The sequence below is a fragment of the Listeria weihenstephanensis genome (assembly GCF_003534205.1).
Classification (GTDB): Bacteria; Bacillota; Bacilli; order Lactobacillales; family Listeriaceae; genus Listeria_A; species Listeria_A weihenstephanensis.
Map to the genome: position 1 here is coordinate 1,378,382 of NZ_CP011102.1, position 16,170 is coordinate 1,394,551.

Here is a 16,170-nt window from a genome sequence, read left to right on the forward strand (position 1 = left end):
TATGAATAGAAAAAGTACGCCAATCCATTTTTAGGAAAGGCGTACTTTTTGATTAGATTTTATCGAAACTTTCATGATGAGTGCTGACCATAGCGACTTCATCCGCGCTTGGGTCAAGATAATTTTTTGCGCTGTTAAGTGCGATGGGGCCTTCATGAAGACCTGCTGCAATGATGCGCATTTTACGGGGATAATTAGCAATATCACCACACGCGAATATGCCTGGGATAGTTGTTTCCATTTCTTGATTAACGGTAATACCATAATCGGATGTTTCGAAGCCCCAATCAAGCATGGAACCGAGGTTTACTTTGACGCCATGGTTGACAAGAATAGCATCCGCTGAGAGTCTCGATGTATTGCCGTCTTTATTGCAGTGGATAACGCAGGTTGTTAGTTCGTCTAGGTTTCCTTGTAATGCGGTAATTTCATGATTGACATGTACATAAACGGAGGAATCGTGCAACTCTTTGACGCGTTCTTCATGTCCTTTAAAATTCTCACCGCGATAGATTAAGTGAACTTCTTTGACAAAGGGTTCTAACGTTTGTGCCCAGTCAATTGCAGAATTTCCACCGCCTGAAACGATGACGGTTTTATCTTGGAAGCGGGCAATGTTTTTAATGTCATAAAATATTTGATCGGCAAAGGTTTCGCTACCAGACGCTTCCAGTGGGTTTGCTTCATAAGTCCCACTACCAGCTGCGATGATAACGGTTTTGCTATAATGCTCCTTGCCAGTTTCGGAGATTATTTGGAATGTGCCATCTGGAAGTTTAAAGAGTTCGGTGATTCGTTCGCCACACTGGATCGTTGGTTGGAAGGTTTTTGCTTGCTCATGCAGGTTTTTCACAAGTTCGTGTCCTGCGATTGCTGGAATACCGCCAATATCACGGATGATTTTTTCAGGATAAAAATAGCTAATTTTCCCGCCAACTGCAGGTTCAGCGTCGATGATTTTTGTTTTAAGGGAGCGAAGACCGCTGTAAAAGGCTGTGAATAATCCTACGGGACCTCCGCCGATAATGGTTACATCATACAAGTTTGACAATCATCTCACCTGCAATCTTAGTTGCGACTTGGCGAATCTCACAGGCTTGGCATGTCTCGTATGGCAGGCAAAGAGGTACGCCGGTACGCGGATCAAGCATAATATCGGCCTTAATTCCAAAAACGTCTTCTAGTGTTTTTTCGGTCATGACATGGACTGGACTTCCTTCTGAGATGACTTGACCAGATCGGATCGCGATCATATGGTCGGCAAAACGGGACGCATGGTTTAAGTCGTGGACAACCATCACGATTGTCCGATTTTCTGTTAGGTTCAATTGTTTGAGAAGCATTAAGACTTCTAATTGATGGGTCATATCGAGAAACGTGGTTGGCTCATCTAAAAAGAGGATATCGGTTTCTTGTGCGAGTGCCATTGCAATCCAAGCACGTTGGCGTTGTCCACCTGACAAGCTATCGATGGAACGGTCTGCAAAATCACCTAAACTTGTTACTCGAATAGCCCAAGCAATCATGTCACGGTCTTTTACGGACATGGATTTTAAACCGCTTTGATGGGGAGACCTGCCGTAAGAAACGAGTTCCGTAACGGTTAAACCTTCTGGTGCGCTTGGGTTTTGTGGTAGAATCGCTAGTTGTTTGGCGATTTCTTTGGTCGATTGGCGATGAATCGCTTTGCCATCAAGAAAAACGTTACCTTTGGACGGCTTCATAAGGCGGGACATCGTTTTTAGAATCGTGGATTTCCCAGAACCATTAGCGCCTACAAGAGCTGTAATTTTGCCTTTTGGTATCTCGATATTTAAAGCATCGACTATGACGCGTTTATCGTATGCTATTTGCAAATTGTCTGTTTTTAAATTATTCATTTTACATCGCTCCTTAATTCGCGATTGATAATCATTCTCATACTCAGTATAGAATCTTTTTGCAAAACTTGCAATAGGTAGCTTCCCTTAATTTTTATTTTTTAATAGTTATTGCTTTTCTAAAAAAGTCTTGCTATACTTTTTGTTGAGATTGATAATCATTATCAATTAAAAAGGAGGGCAATATGAAAAAATTAATTTTAGTGCTGTTTACAGCCTGTCTAGCGGTTGTTTTAGTGGCGTGTGGTTCAGATCAAAAGGCAGATGGGAAGGAAGATGACAAAGAGGGCACGCGTTCTTATAAGATGGTGAACGGTAAGACTGTGGAAATTCCGAAAAATCCGCAAAGAATTGTTGTGACGGAGTATATGGGCTCTTTGTCGGCCTTAGGAATTAAGCCATTGGGAGCGGCTTCTTATGTGCTGAAAAATCCGTATTTAGATGCGTATAAAAAAGGCGTCGAGGACATTGGTGAGCCAGCTTCTGCTGAAAAAGTAGCGGAATTACGACCTGATTTAATCATTGTGGCGAAGGAAGACGAATTTGAGAAAATGCAAAAAATTGCGCCAACCATCTTGATTCCGTATAAGGCGTTTGATACGATACAAGATGAACTAACGGCGATTGCAGATATCGTTGGAAAACAACAGGAAGCAAAAGATTGGATTGCAGATTTCGAAGTGACGGCAGAAAAAGCTAGAGCTAAAATTAAAGATGCGGTTGGTCCAGATGCAACGTTTGGGCTATATGAAGGAAATGATAAAAATCTGTACGTTTTCGCTGATAATTGGGGTCGAGGTGGACAAGTTCTTTATAACGCATTACAATTAAAGGCGCCGGAGAAAATTCAAAAAGAAGTATTTACAGGGGAAGGTTACAAGCAAATTTCGATAGAAGTGTTACCTGAGTTTGCGGCTGATTATATGTTTATAGGCCAGTATATACCTGAGGGTAGCAAAAATGAAGAGGCGATCATGCAGTCTAGTATTTGGAAAGACTTGCCGGCGTATAAAGCGAAACGTATTTTTGTGATGGATTTTGAGCAAACGTTTTACTATGATCCGATTGCGATAAAAGGTCAAATAGATCTCTTTACGGATAAAATTTTGAGTCAACAATAAATTGTAAGATGGTGGTCTCGTGCTTGTTTTGAGCGAGACCACGTACATATGGAGGATAGAAATTATATGAAAACAAAGGAGCTTTCTCAATTAAAGACGCGCCCAGTGATGGCAACGGTTATTTTGACTGCTGGCGTGGGATTACTTATTATTTCTGCTTTTGTTGGCATTGCTGTGGGAGCCGCGGACATTGATTTAGCGACTGTATGGGATGCTTTGTTACATTATAATAAGGCTTTAACAACACATCAAATTATTTGGGAGTTGCGGATTCCTCGTGTTCTGGCGGATATGATGGTTGGGGCGGCTTTTGCAGTTGCAGGTGCTGTAATGCAGGGGATGACGCGAAATCCTTTGGCAGACAGTGGGTTGCTTGGATTGAATGCGGGATCTGCGTTTATGATCTCCGTTTGTTTTGCGTTTCTTCCAGGGCTTAGCTACAATTATTTGATTCTGTTTTCATTTTTAGGCGCAGCGCTTGGTTGCTTCATGGTTTTTGGCGTCAGTTCGCTGGTTCGAGGTGGGCTTTCTCCGACACGACTCGTTTTGGCGGGGGCTGCGGTTGCATCTTTGTTGACGGCTTTGAGTGAGGGAATTGCGATTTATTTCAAATTAAGCCAGGATTTGGCATTTTGGTTCGCTGGTGGAGTCGCTGGCGTTACGTGGACGCAAGTAGCTGTCGTTTGGCCATGGTTAATTGGTTCGCTTTTGGCGGCTGTTTTGATGAGTAAGTCGGTCACGATTTTAAGTCTTGGTGATGATATTGCGGTGGGATTGGGACAAAATACGACACGCGCTAAATTAATATTGATGTTGATTGTATTAATCTTGGCAGGACTTGCGGTTTCAGTTGTTGGTCCGGTTGGATTTATCGGTTTGATTGTGCCGCATCTCGTTCGTTATATGGTGGGTGTTGATTATCGTTGGATTATTCCGTGTTCGGCCATCGTTGGAGCCTTACTGACGCTGTATGCTGATATTGGTGCGCGAATGGTGAATCCACCGTATGAGACGCCTATCAGTGTGATTTTTGCGCTTATTGGTGTTCCTTTCTTCCTTTATGTAGCTCGTAAAGAAAGGAGGAGTCTGTGATGATGGGAACAACGACAGAACGAAAAGTGATGCGACGTCGTATTTATATTTCGATTATTTTGGCCCTATTACTCGTTAGTATTTTTATTTTCAGTGTCAACGCAGGCTATTCTAAAATTCCGTTTGTTGACGTTGTTAAAACACTATTTGGGCAAGGTTCGGCGCAAGATACGCTCATTATTTCGCAGTTTCGTTTGCCGCGGATTGTGATTGCGGTTATGGTTGGTGCAGGACTTGCGGTATCAGGTGCAATTTTGCAGGCGGTATCTCAAAATAGTTTGGCAGATCCGGGAATTCTCGGCATCAATAATGGCGCGGGACTTGCGGTGATGCTTTATATTTCTTATTTCCCATCGACGCTAGACGTTCCGGTAATGTTTATGCCGCTTATCGGGTTTACAGGTGCGATTTTGACCGCTTTTATCGTGTACGGCCTTTCTTATAGTCGAAAAGAAGGATTACTACCTAATCGGCTAGTTTTGACGGGTGTTGCTGTTTCAGCCGCCGTAGCCGCGCTTATGACGTTGTTAACGATTCGCCTTGACCCTGAGAATTATCAAGTGGTTGCGGAATGGATTGCAGGGAACATTTGGGCGAGTAGTTGGCAATATGTTTTCGCGCTGTTACCTTGGCTGGTCGTGCTTGGAACAGTAGCGGCGTTTAAAGTAAAGACGCTTGATATACTCGGATTTGGTGATCAAGTAGCAACAGGGCTTGGCGTGAAAACGGAGAAGGAAAAGGTGATTTTACTTGTTGTAGCAGTTGCTCTTGCTGCGGCTTGTGTATCTGTTAGTGGTGGTATTGCGTTTATTGGCTTAATTGGGCCGCATATTGCGAGAAGGCTTGTTGGAAGTGGACATCGCTGGGTATTGCCAATTTCCGCCTTAATCGGAGCCTTATTATTACTTGTGGCAGATACGATTGGCCGCCTTATCGTGCAACCATCAGAAATTTTTGCGGGTATTGTTGTGGCTGTGATTGGTGCGCCGTACTTCCTTTACTTACTGGCAAAAGCTAAATGATAATCATTACAAATAAGTAGTTGCTTTGAGATGTAATTGATAATTTGGATAGACTTTTTGAATCTTTTATGCTATCTTTAAGTAGATATAAAAACCGCTTATTTCAATTGTTTAGCTTGATAAAGCGTGAGTGAGAAGACTTGATTTTTATTTAGAATTATTATAAACTACTAATTGAGAATGATTGTTTGTTCCCGAGGGAGGGCATAAAATGGAAGGCCGTATTCAGCGGATTAAATCGCAATTACATGAAGCAAGTTATAAATTAACGCCTCAACGTGAAGCGACGGTGCGTGTGTTACTTGAAAATGAGAAAGATCATTTAAGCGCGGAAGATGTGTATTTGCGTGTGAAAGATATTTCGCCAGACATTGGTTTGGCAACTGTATACCGTACGCTTGAGCTTCTGACGGAGTTACGCGTGGTCGATAAAATTAATTTCGGCGATGGAGTAGCGCGTTATGACCTCAGGAAAGAGGGCGCGAAACATTTTCATCATCATTTAGTATGTCTGGAATGTGGCTCTGTTGAAGAGATACAAGAGGATCTATTGGATGATGTAGAGAAAATTGTCGAACAAAAGTGGGATTTCCTCGTGAAGGATCATCGCTTAACTTTTCAAGGGATTTGCACGACTTGTAAAGCTAAGATGAAAAACGATTCTGTTTAATATCATTAGTTTTCTAGAGTTCCAATTATTTGGGGCTCTTTTTTGCTTTTGTAATTGCTGGGTTTTTGGTATACTGAGAACAGAGCGGAAGTGCGGGGGTCTTTATGGATGATTTAATACTTGATTTTTTACATTTCTTACAAGTGGAAAAAGGATTATCAGCAAATACACTTGTGGCTTATGAACGGGATTTACGTTATTTTGCGCGGTATTTGGAAGAGGAACAAGGGCAGATGGCGATTCGCGACGTGGAACGGATACATATTGTGGGCTTTATGGCCTTTGCTAAATTAGAAGGAAAATCACCGAGAACGGTCGCGCGTTATATTGCATCTTTACGTTCTTTTTTTCATTTTTTACTGCACGAGAAATTGGCTGATCGTGATCCGATGATTCAAATTGAGACGCCGAAGCAGGCACAGGGCTTGCCGAAGATTTTGAATTTGGATGATGTGGAGAAGTTGCTGGAAACTCCAAATGGGGATAAGCCGCTTGGTATGCGTGATCAGGCGATGCTGGAAGTGTTGTATGCAACGGGACTTCGGGTGACGGAGTTGGTGCGTTTGCAGATGGATGATCTTCATTTAGAGATGGGGTTCATACAGACGGTTGGTAAGGGCGATAAGGAGCGGATTATTCCTTTGGGTAAGACGGCAACCGGTGTTTTAGAGCGGTATTTGGAGTTTGGGCGCCCGAAATTGCGCAGGACTTCGGAACGGAATGATTTTGTGTTTTTGAACCATCATGGACGTGGTATGACACGGCAGGGTTTTTGGAAAAATCTGAAACAAATTGCGGTGAGAGCAGGGATTGATAAGCCGATTACGCCACATACGTTGCGGCATTCATTCGCGACACATTTGCTAGAAAATGGTGCAGACTTGCGTTCTGTTCAAGAGTTGCTTGGACATGCTGATATTTCGACAACGCAAATTTATACGCACGTATCGAAGGCTCGCTTGAAAGATGTGTACAAACAATATCACCCTAGAGCTTGACGAAGAAATCGATTTTAAAATAAGGGAGAGAATAAAGAATGAATTATACAAAAGTGATGGAAGCTGTTAAGAAAATCAAGGAAACGTACAGCGGTAAACCGAGAATTGGCTTAATTTTAGGGTCTGGATTAGGTGTTTTGGCGGATGAGATTTCAGAGCCGACTGTGATTAAATATAATGATGTACCTTATTTTCCGGTGTCAACGGTAGAAGGGCATGCGGGGCAATTTGTATTTGGAAAACTGGAACAGCAAGAAGTTGTTGCGATGCAAGGACGTTTCCATTTTTATGAAGGGTATTCGATGCAAGACGTGACTTTTCCAGTTCGTGTTATGAAGGAGTTGGGCGTTGAAATATTGATCGTGACGAACGCGGCTGGTGGCGTGAATGAATTGTTCCATGCTGGTGATTTGATGCTTATTTCAGATCATATTAACTTTACTGGAACGAGCCCGCTGATTGGTCAAAATGATGATCATTTCGGTCCGCGGTTCCCAGATATGTCCGATGCTTATCGCTTAGATTTGCGCAAACAAGCACGTCTTTTAGCGCAAGATTTGGAAATAGAAGTTCGCGAAGGTGTGTATGCAGGATTTACTGGTCCAACTTACGAGACGCCTGCTGAAATTCGCATGATGCGTACACTTGGCGCGGATGCGGTTGGAATGTCGACGGTTTCTGAGGTGATCGTTGCCAATCATTGTGGCCTGCGTTGTCTAGGAATTTCTTGTATCACGAACATGGCAGCAGGAATTCTGGATCAACCGCTTAGCCACGAGGAAGTAATGGAGACAACGGAACATGTGAAAGAAACATTCCTGACATATGTAAAAGCGCTAGTTGCTAATGTGAAATAAGGATTGAAAATAAGGCGGGGCTGGGTATCGATGGTTACCTAGTCTCTTTTCTTGCTATAAATTTGTTTGGAATGATAGTGTTAGCTATTGTCGCGCGGTGTGCTTCTATGCTACTATATAAAAGAACTTTTAATATATTAAATTGGTAAAGGTGGGATTGACGTGGCGTTTGAATCATTTGGTACTATGCGAGTGAATGAAGTGGGACATCTGGAAATTGGAGGGGTGGACACTTTGAAACTGGCGCAAAAATATGGCACACCGCTTTATGTATACGACGTTGCGTTGATCAAAGAACGTGCACGTGGATTTAAAAAAACGTTTGAAGAGCTCGGTGTAAAGGCGCAAGTGGCTTATGCGAGTAAAGCTTTTTCGGCGGTTGCGATTTATCAATTAATGCACGAGGAAGGCTTATCGCTTGATGTTGTTTCTGGTGGGGAATTATATACGGCGATGCAAGCTGGTTTTCCTGCGGAGCGCATCCATTTTCACGGGAATAATAAAACGCGACAAGAGCTTGAAATGGCGATTGAATACGGTATTGGTTGTATTGTGATTGATAATTTCTATGAGATTAATTTGTTAGCGGAGGTGCTGAGGGCGAAAAACACGACGATTTCTGTATTGATTCGTGTGACGCCAGGTATTGAGGCACATACGCATGATTATATTTTAACGGGGCAAGATGATTCGAAATTTGGTTTTGGTTTGACGAATGGACAGGCGGAAGAAGCGATTAAACGTGTGCTTGCGATGGATGATGTATTCCGTTTGATCGGCTTGCACTGCCATATTGGGTCGCAAATTTTTGAAACAACTGGTTTTAAATTAGCGGCACATCGGATTATGGAGCAGTTGGTCATTTGGCGAAATGAGCTTGATTTCCACGCAGAAGTTCTGAATCTTGGTGGTGGTTTTGGGGTTCGTTATACGGCGGATGATAAACCACTTCCACCTTCACAGTATGTACGCGAAATTATTGCGGACGTACGTGAAGTGGCGCTTGCTAATGACTTGGAGATGCCGGAAATTTGGATTGAGCCTGGCCGTTCGCTCGTTGGCGAGGCGGGTACGACGCTTTACACGATTGGTTCACGTAAAGAGGTACCAGATATTCGTAGCTATGTGGCGGTTGATGGTGGTATGTCGGATAATATTAGACCTTCGTTATATGAGGCGAAATATGATGCGGTTATCGCTGAGCGCCCGCTTGAGGAGCCTGAGGAGACGGTTTCGATTGCTGGGAAATGCTGTGAGTCTGGCGATATGTTAATTTGGGATTTACCGCTTCCAGAATCAGATGCTGGAGAAGTTTTAGCTGTATTTTGTACGGGTGCTTACGGGTATTCGATGGCAAATAATTATAATCGAATTCCTCGCGCTGCTGTTGTTTTTGTCGAGGATGGCATGGATAAACTGGTTGTGCAAAGGGAAACCTATGAGAATTTAGTGCAACTTGATTTACCGCTTTACTAAGGTGGTTAAACGAGCATGACAGGAATTAATTTTAAAGTGGAGGCTTTTGAAGGGCCGCTTGATCTGCTTTTGCAGCTGATTCAGCAGTTGGAAATTGATATTTATGATATTCCGATGGCGGACATTACGGATCAATATTTGGAGTACATTCATTTGATGAAGGAAATGGAACTCGATGTTGCGAGTGAGTATCTTGTGATGGCGGCGACGCTTCTTGCGATTAAAAGTAAAATGTTGTTGCCAAAGCAGGAGTTGGAACTCGATTTTGAGGATTTCGATGATTCGGTTGACCCGCGTGATGAACTTGTTGAAAAATTGATGGAATACAAGCGTTTCAAGGAAGCCGCCAAACAATTGAAGGAAAAAGAGTCGGAGCGTAATTTTTATTTTGGGAAGGCGCCGATGGATTTAGCGGAATATGATACGTCTGGTAAACAGGCGAATTTGGATGTGTCGCTAAATGATATGTTGGGTGCGTTTCACAAGATGTTACGACGCAAAAAATTCAGTCAGCCACTACATACGAGGATTACGAAACAAGAGATTTCGATTGATCAGCGGATGAGCGACGTGATGACGCGGATTTCTAAGGCGCAAGGGCGCGTTGTCTTTGATGAACTTTTTGATGCGCCGACAAAGGATGATTTGATTGTTACTTTTTTGGCGGTGTTGGAGTTGATGAAGCGTCGCGAAATTAGCGTGGAGCAGTCGGAAAGTTTTGCAACGTTATATGTTTTTAGTAGAGGTGAAGATGAGGCGTGAATAAAAAATTAGGAATCCTTGAAAGCTTGCTCTTTGCAGCGGGGGATGAGGGTTTGAGCACAAAGCAGTTGACAGAAGTCATGGAAATCAGTCATATTGAAGCGCTCAATTTATTGGAAACATTAAGCGATAGCTATGCAAAAAGCGCAGAACGTGGTATTGTTCTGTTAGAGCTTGCGGGGACATTTCAACTCGCTACGAAAAAAGAGCATGCGAATTATTTGCGAAAATTAGTGGAAGCGCCAGGGAATACGACGTTATCACAGGCATCACTTGAAACATTGGCAATCATTGCTTACCGTCAACCGATCACACGGATGGAAATTGATGACATTCGCGGTGTAAAAACAGACGGCCCGATTCATACGTTAATCGCTAAAGGGTTAATAATGGATAAAGGTCGCATGGAAGGCGCAGGGCGAGCTAAACTATACGTAACAACATCCGAATTTTTGGATTGCTTTGGTTTGAATTCGTTAGAGGATTTGCCATCGATGGATGAAGCTGATTCTGAGGAAATGATGCAGGATGAGCTGGACTTGTTTTTCGATCGTTTTAATGGAAAATAAGGCATAGAATGAAGAATAATTAGCGACTAGCTGCTGAAAGCTTGTTGCTAAAATGAGGTGCAAGATGGAACGTTTACAAAAAGTAATTGCTAATGCAGGGATCACATCACGAAGAAAAGCAGAAGTGATGATTGAAGAAGGTAAAGTGAAAGTGAACGGCAAAGTGGTTCGTGAACTTGGTCTCAAGGTCGGAAACTCGGATAAAATCGAGGTTAATGGTATTGAGTTGACACAAGAAGTCAAACGCTACTTTTTATTATACAAGCCGCGTAGTGTGATGTCTGCGGTATCAGATGATAAGAAACGTCGTTGTGTATCGGACTTTTTCACGGATATTCCAGAACGACTTTATCCAGTTGGACGCTTAGACTATGATACATCAGGGTTGCTATTGATGACGAATGATGGTGATTTTGCCAATCAATTGATGCATCCCAAGTATGAAGTAGAGAAGAAATATATTGCTCGAGTTCGGGGAATTCCCTCAAAAGAGGCACTTCGTAAATTAGAGAATGGTGTGATGATTGAGGGACGTAAAACAGCGAAAGCGAAAGTGCGCCTACAATCTTTTGATAAGAAGAAAGAAAAGGCAATTATCGAAGTTGTTATTCATGAAGGACGCAATCGTCAAGTTCGTAAAATGTTTGATACGATTGGACATCCGGTACAAAAATTATCACGTGAAGCGTATGCTTTTCTGGATTTAAAAGGCTTAAATGCTGGGGAACGAAGAGAGCTAACGCATCATGAAGTGAAAAGATTGAAAGCTTACACGCAATTTGGCGATAAGAAATAATTCATTTTGTTAAGTGTATTACCTAGATTCAAAGAAAATGCAGCAGGCCATGAAACACACACATAATATTACTTTTTCAATGAGAATCTAGGGGAATGTATGCCATTGTCCCTAGATTTTTGTTGCATTTTTATACAATTTAATTGATCTAATTCACAAACTAAGACTTAAAAATAGCTAAAGTTAAAAAAAACATGTATAATTTGTCGAGGGATAGTAGGCTTTTATTTTTAATGTGTGCTAGTCTATGATATATTGAAGTTGTGAACAAACTGTCATTAAAAAGGTACGAAAGTCTAAATTGATTTGATTACATACCGAAATAAGTTTCCTGTTTTAGGGAAACGAGTAAGGGGATGATTACCTATGAGTGAGCAAGTTAAAATTCTCGTTGTGGATGACGAAGACCGGATCAGGCGTTTACTTAAGATGTATCTCGAACGTGAGAATTATAAAATTGAAGAGGCAAGTGACGGGGGTCAAGCGTTACAGCTCGCAATTGATAATAGTTATGATGTTATTCTGCTTGATTTAATGATGCCAGGAAAAGACGGTATTGAGGTTTGTCGTGAATTACGTGAATATAAGGCAACCCCTGTGGTGATGTTGACTGCTAAAGGTGAAGAAGCGAACCGAGTGCAAGGTTTCGAGGTTGGTGCCGATGATTATATCGTGAAGCCATTTAGTCCTCGTGAAGTTGTTCTGCGTGTGAAAGCTGTACTTCGTCGGGCGCAACAACAAAGCCAGCCTATTGCTGCCAGTATCCCTGGGGATGTCATTACTTTCCCGCACCTGAAAATTGATAATGAGGCACATCGCGTTATCGTGGAAGGACAAGAAATTAATTTGACACCAAAGGAATATGATTTGCTGTACTACTTAGCGAAATCACCAGACAAGGTATTTGATCGCGAATCACTTTTAAAAGAGGTTTGGCGTTACGAGTTTTTCGGAGATCTGCGTACGATTGATACCCATGTAAAACGTCTCCGTGAAAAATTATACGATGCTTCGGAGGAAGCTGCGAAAATGATTGTAACCGTTTGGGGCTTAGGCTATAAGTTTGAAGTGACCGAAACGGAGTAATAGATAAAGATAGGTTTCACGTTATGTTTTTTGTGACACGAACCTATCTTTTTTCTTGCTAGGGACGTTTTTTAAGCTGTTATCTTGAAATTCAGATAAAAGGGTTGGTGAAAATGAAGTTTTGGCATAGTATTGTGGGAAAAATTTGGGGCACGATTATTCTTTTATTGACGGGTGTCCTAGTGGCAACCGGATTTTTCATTGCCATTATTTATGAAGATAAGAATACAGAACAAATTGCAAATGGTATTGAATCAACAACAGAGCATATTGGGAATCTGATTGAATCAGGGACAAACCTTGAGACACTGTCATCTGCGTTCCAATTGTTGGATAAATCGACGGGTGTCATTGTAGAACAGAATGGAGAAGTCGTTGCGTCACAACAAACTAGTATGCACTTGAGTGATGCGTCTTATCAAAAATTATTTAAAGACGATAAATTAAATGAACGCTTATCTTCTGGGAAATATGTGAGTGAAAAATATAATTTTTATGATGATAAGAATAATGAAACTGTACATATGGGCGCGCAGCACTTTAAAACATTGGATGGGAATATTAGTACTGTCTATGTGTATCGTTCCTACGAGAATATTTTAAAAATCACTGGGCAAGTGACGAAAACGTTGATTATATCAGGTATCGCGGCTGTACTCGTGACCTCGATATTATCCTTTATTTTGTCGTCGCGCATGGCATATCCGCTTAGGGAAATGAAGAAAATCGCGATTGCTGTGTCGAAAGGGAATTTTGATAATCGGGTACCGACGTATACGCATGATGAAATTGGTGATTTAGGGATTGCGTTTAATAAGATGGCACAACAGCTGAAATACAATATTAGTGCGCTAAGGCAGGAAAAAGAGCAGTTATCTAATATTTTGGTTGGGATGGCTGATGGTGTTATCAAGTTTAATATTGATAAGACGATTATTTTGAGTAATCCGCCGGCGGAGCAGTTTTTGCATGATTGGTTCTTTTCTACGGAAAATGAGGATAAGGTGCTCATTCCGCCTAATTTGGATATTATGCTTACGAATATCTTGGAAACGCGCGAGGAACAAGTCGGTGAAATTGTGTTTGGCGATCAAACGTATGTTGCAATTTTGACGCTGCTTTATAATGGTGATGATATCAGAAGTATTGTTACGGTTATTCGTGATATGACGGAGGAGAAGCGTCTAGAGAAGATGAAAACGGATTTTGTGAATAATGTATCGCATGAACTGCGGACGCCGATTTCGATGCTTCAAGGCTACAGTGAGGCGATTATTGATGGAGTTGCCCAAACGGATGAAGAAGTGCGTGAATTTGCGCAGATTATTTACGATGAGTCGCTCCGAATTGGTCGCTTGGTGAATGATATGCTTGATTTAGCGAGGATGGAAGCTGGATTCAATCAACTGGAAAAAGAACGTTTACCGCTAGTGCCATTTTTGGATAAGGTTGTTTCGAATTTTGAAGTTTTAGCGAAGGAAAATAACGTGAAATTGAAACTGGTGATGGATGATCCGGATTTAGAGTATACGTTTGATCCTGACCGGATGGAGCAGGTGTTGGTGAACTTGATCATGAACGCGATTCGCCATACTGGTCGTGAGGATTATGAGGGTGTCGTTGAGGTTCATGAAGCGGCGAACTTTTATGCGGATGAGCTAGTCATAAAAATTATTGATAACGGTAGCGGGATTCCAGAAGCGGATATTCCATTCTTATTTGAGCGATTCTACAAGGCTGATAAAGCGAGGACGCGTGGCAAAACTGGGACAGGCATAGGCTTGTCGATTGTAAAAAATATTGTAGAAGCGCATAATGGTAAAATAACAGTGGAGAGCCATTTAGGTATTGGTTCAACGTTTATCGTGACCTTGCCACTTTCCACAGATATATAAAGGAGTTTGATAAAAGTGACAGAACGCATGCAAAAATTTTGTAAAGATTCATTGGTAATTAAGACAAGTCGGGTGTTTCCATCCGATACAAATAATCATAATACACTGTTTGGTGGCCGTTTGATGACGTATATTGACGATACAGCATCGATTAGTGCGTCACGCCATTGCAGAACTGGAATCGTAACAGCATCCACAGATTCGGTCGATTTCTTACAACCAATTAAAAGCGATCATTCGGTATGTTTGGAGTCTTACGTGGCATCAACGGGCCGTTCTTCCATGGAAATTTTCGTGAAAGTAATAGCTGAAAACTTGAAAACTGGCGATCGCTATCTGGCAGCAACTTCATTTCTAACATTTGTCGCAATTGATGATAACGGAAAAACAGTGGAAGTCCCAACTGTTGTGGCACAGTCGGATGAGGAGAAAATGATTAGTCGTGATGCGGAAAGTCGTAGCTTGGCAAGAAAGAATCGTTTGAAACATAGCCGTGAACTTGCGGAATCGTTATCCACAGAAATACCGTGGGGCTAGGATTCGGGACTTTGCATGAATCTTATCGTTATGGTACAATAACCAACGTAACAAAATAAAATATAGTTCATCTTCGGGGCAGGGTGTAATTCCCGACCGGTGGTTAAAGTCCACGAACTGTTTCTTTATTGAGATGGTTGATTTGGTGTAATTCCAAAACCGACAGTATAGTCTGGATGGGAGGAGATGTTGGTTCGCTTACGTTTTAGCGTGCCTACTTGAAAAATTGACTAGTGAAATAGTCTATTTGGATGGGGCTTTTTTTAGCTACTGTTTTTTTGCAGGGGTTGGAGGCTTTATTTGAATAGTTTATGCTTGTTTAGATTTTCACATGCCATCCCTCGAATTATTTTTCGGGGGATTTTTTCGTGTAGTGTCGCAAAATAAAGGGGAAACCGCAGATTCTTAGGATGAACATCTAAGGAGAAGTGATTTTGATGAAGAAGTATTCTTTAAAGGCATTTGTAAGTATCGCGGTATTGGGAGCGGTGGCGTTCGTTATTATGCTTATTCAATTTCCGCTGTTACCAAGCGCACCATTTTTAAAACTGGATTTCAGTGATATTCCCGCTATTATTGGTGGTTTATTATTTGGACCACTGGCGATAATCTTGATTGAATTTGTCAAAAATGTATTGGAGTATTTAGTAACGGGGAGTTTTGTGGGGGTTCCAATCGGGGAGCTGGCTAACTTCTTATCTGGTATCTGTTTTGTGTTACCGATCTATTACATGTTCCGATTTACCCGTTCGACAAAAGCGATGATAATGGGTGCTGGAATTGGGACGGTGACGATGACGGTGATGATGTCTTTATTTAATTACTTTATTCTATTGCCATTTTATATTGCGGTAGGTGGACTTCCTGCGGGAACGAATATCGCAGCGCTCGTAACCACTGCCATACTACCATTTAACTTATTAAAAGGTGTCGTTGTCGGCGCGGTATTCATCTTAGTCTACGGCCGGATGAGATCATGGATTTTGAAAAATACGCTTGTAAAATTGAAAGTAAGCAAAAATAAAAAGCATCAGGGAATCGTATAGATGCTTCGTAAAAATTAAGATTCAAATTTTAGCGGGTCGCCTTGAAACGGGTGGTTCGCTATTTTTATGGATAAAGAGGGGCAGGCGTGTTCGGCGTCGATGGTGTTATCTTCTTGTTGCTCGGGGATAGGTGTGTCGCCTTGGTTGTTGTCGAGTGTGACATAGGCCAGCCCTTCGTCATTGTAATCAAATATATCGGGTGCGTGAACAGAACAGGCGCCACAAGCGATACAGGTGCTCTGGTCAACGATTGCGTATTTCATAGGAATCAGACCTCCTTTATTCATTTTATACGGTCATGTCTTTTATTAAGTTTAACATATTAGGCGGATGTAGTGAATGGATGCGATTCTTGAATGCTGG

General features: G+C 41.8%; 17 protein-coding genes and 1 riboswitch. Of the genes, 14 read left to right on the forward strand and 3 right to left on the reverse strand.

What is annotated here, in order from left to right:
- Positions 1 to 52: 52 nt before the first annotated feature.
- Both UE46_RS06715 and UE46_RS06720 read right to left on the reverse strand, forming a co-directional pair.
- On the reverse strand, positions 53 to 1,051 hold the full coding sequence (locus UE46_RS06715) for an NAD(P)/FAD-dependent oxidoreductase (protein WP_036061333.1): 999 nt from the start codon (positions 1,049 to 1,051) through the stop codon (positions 53 to 55).
- On the reverse strand, positions 1,035 to 1,880 hold the full coding sequence (locus UE46_RS06720) for an ABC transporter ATP-binding protein (RefSeq protein ID WP_036061332.1): 846 nt from the start codon (positions 1,878 to 1,880) through the stop codon (positions 1,035 to 1,037). The genes UE46_RS06715 and UE46_RS06720 overlap by 17 nt, the downstream gene beginning before the upstream one ends.
- A 185-nt stretch (positions 1,881 to 2,065) precedes the next feature.
- On the opposite strand from UE46_RS06720, the gene UE46_RS06725 reads away from it, so the two are divergent.
- The 14 genes from UE46_RS06725 to UE46_RS06790 all read left to right on the forward strand — a co-directional run bounded on the left by UE46_RS06725 (position 2,066) and on the right by UE46_RS06790 (position 15,807).
- Positions 2,066 to 3,001, forward strand: a complete 936-nt coding sequence (locus UE46_RS06725; protein WP_036061330.1) for an iron-hydroxamate ABC transporter substrate-binding protein — start codon at positions 2,066 to 2,068, stop codon at positions 2,999 to 3,001.
- Positions 3,002 to 3,067: 66 nt separating this feature from the next.
- Positions 3,068 to 4,093: a FecCD family ABC transporter permease gene (locus UE46_RS06730; RefSeq protein ID WP_036061328.1), complete on the forward strand. Its 1,026-nt coding sequence runs from the start codon at positions 3,068 to 3,070 to the stop codon at positions 4,091 to 4,093.
- On the forward strand, positions 4,093 to 5,115 hold the full coding sequence (locus UE46_RS06735; protein ID WP_036061327.1) for a FecCD family ABC transporter permease: 1,023 nt from the start codon (positions 4,093 to 4,095) through the stop codon (positions 5,113 to 5,115). The genes UE46_RS06730 and UE46_RS06735 overlap by 1 nt, the downstream gene beginning before the upstream one ends.
- A gap of 211 nt (positions 5,116 to 5,326) precedes the next feature.
- Positions 5,327 to 5,785, forward strand: coding sequence for a ferric iron uptake transcriptional regulator (gene fur, locus UE46_RS06740; protein WP_036061325.1), 459 nt, complete (start codon positions 5,327 to 5,329; stop codon positions 5,783 to 5,785).
- Between the two features lie 104 nt (positions 5,786 to 5,889).
- The gene (gene xerD / locus UE46_RS06745; RefSeq protein WP_036061323.1) at positions 5,890 to 6,783 is read left to right on the forward strand and encodes a site-specific tyrosine recombinase XerD; all 894 of its coding nucleotides are present in this window, start codon (positions 5,890 to 5,892) and stop codon (positions 6,781 to 6,783) included.
- A 38-nt stretch (positions 6,784 to 6,821) separates the two neighbouring features.
- Positions 6,822 to 7,640: a purine-nucleoside phosphorylase gene (locus UE46_RS06750; protein ID WP_036061321.1), complete on the forward strand. Its 819-nt coding sequence runs from the start codon at positions 6,822 to 6,824 to the stop codon at positions 7,638 to 7,640.
- A 162-nt stretch (positions 7,641 to 7,802) separates the two neighbouring features.
- Positions 7,803 to 9,116, forward strand: coding sequence for a diaminopimelate decarboxylase (lysA, locus tag UE46_RS06755; RefSeq protein WP_118907490.1), 1,314 nt, complete (start codon positions 7,803 to 7,805; stop codon positions 9,114 to 9,116).
- A gap of 15 nt (positions 9,117 to 9,131) precedes the next feature.
- A complete protein-coding gene (locus tag UE46_RS06760; protein WP_036061320.1) occupies positions 9,132 to 9,878 on the forward strand; it encodes a segregation/condensation protein A in 747 nt (248 codons plus the stop codon).
- Positions 9,875 to 10,447, forward strand: coding sequence for an SMC-Scp complex subunit ScpB (gene scpB / locus UE46_RS06765; RefSeq protein WP_036061318.1), 573 nt, complete (start codon positions 9,875 to 9,877; stop codon positions 10,445 to 10,447). The genes UE46_RS06760 and scpB overlap by 4 nt, the downstream gene beginning before the upstream one ends.
- Positions 10,448 to 10,511: 64 nt before the next feature.
- Positions 10,512 to 11,243, forward strand: a complete 732-nt coding sequence (locus UE46_RS06770) for a pseudouridine synthase (RefSeq protein ID WP_036061316.1) — start codon at positions 10,512 to 10,514, stop codon at positions 11,241 to 11,243.
- A gap of 366 nt (positions 11,244 to 11,609) precedes the next feature.
- Entirely contained in the window at positions 11,610 to 12,329 is a 720-nt protein-coding gene (locus tag UE46_RS06775) for a response regulator transcription factor (RefSeq protein ID WP_036061315.1), read from the forward strand.
- Positions 12,330 to 12,442: 113 nt separating this feature from the next.
- Positions 12,443 to 14,224: an ATP-binding protein gene (locus tag UE46_RS06780; protein WP_036061314.1), complete on the forward strand. Its 1,782-nt coding sequence runs from the start codon at positions 12,443 to 12,445 to the stop codon at positions 14,222 to 14,224.
- A 27-nt stretch (positions 14,225 to 14,251) separates the two neighbouring features.
- On the forward strand, positions 14,252 to 14,761 hold the full coding sequence (locus UE46_RS06785; protein ID WP_221638537.1) for an acyl-CoA thioesterase: 510 nt from the start codon (positions 14,252 to 14,254) through the stop codon (positions 14,759 to 14,761).
- A 65-nt stretch (positions 14,762 to 14,826) separates the two neighbouring features.
- Positions 14,827 to 14,953, forward strand: a riboswitch (FMN riboswitch).
- 245 nt (positions 14,954 to 15,198) lie between these two features.
- A complete protein-coding gene (locus UE46_RS06790) occupies positions 15,199 to 15,807 on the forward strand; it encodes an ECF transporter S component (RefSeq protein ID WP_036061312.1) in 609 nt (202 codons plus the stop codon).
- A 14-nt stretch (positions 15,808 to 15,821) separates the two neighbouring features.
- Here UE46_RS06790 and UE46_RS06795 read toward each other — a convergent pair whose 3' ends face one another.
- A complete protein-coding gene (locus tag UE46_RS06795) occupies positions 15,822 to 16,070 on the reverse strand; it encodes a ferredoxin (protein WP_036061311.1) in 249 nt (82 codons plus the stop codon).
- Positions 16,071 to 16,170: the final 100 nt, after the last annotated feature.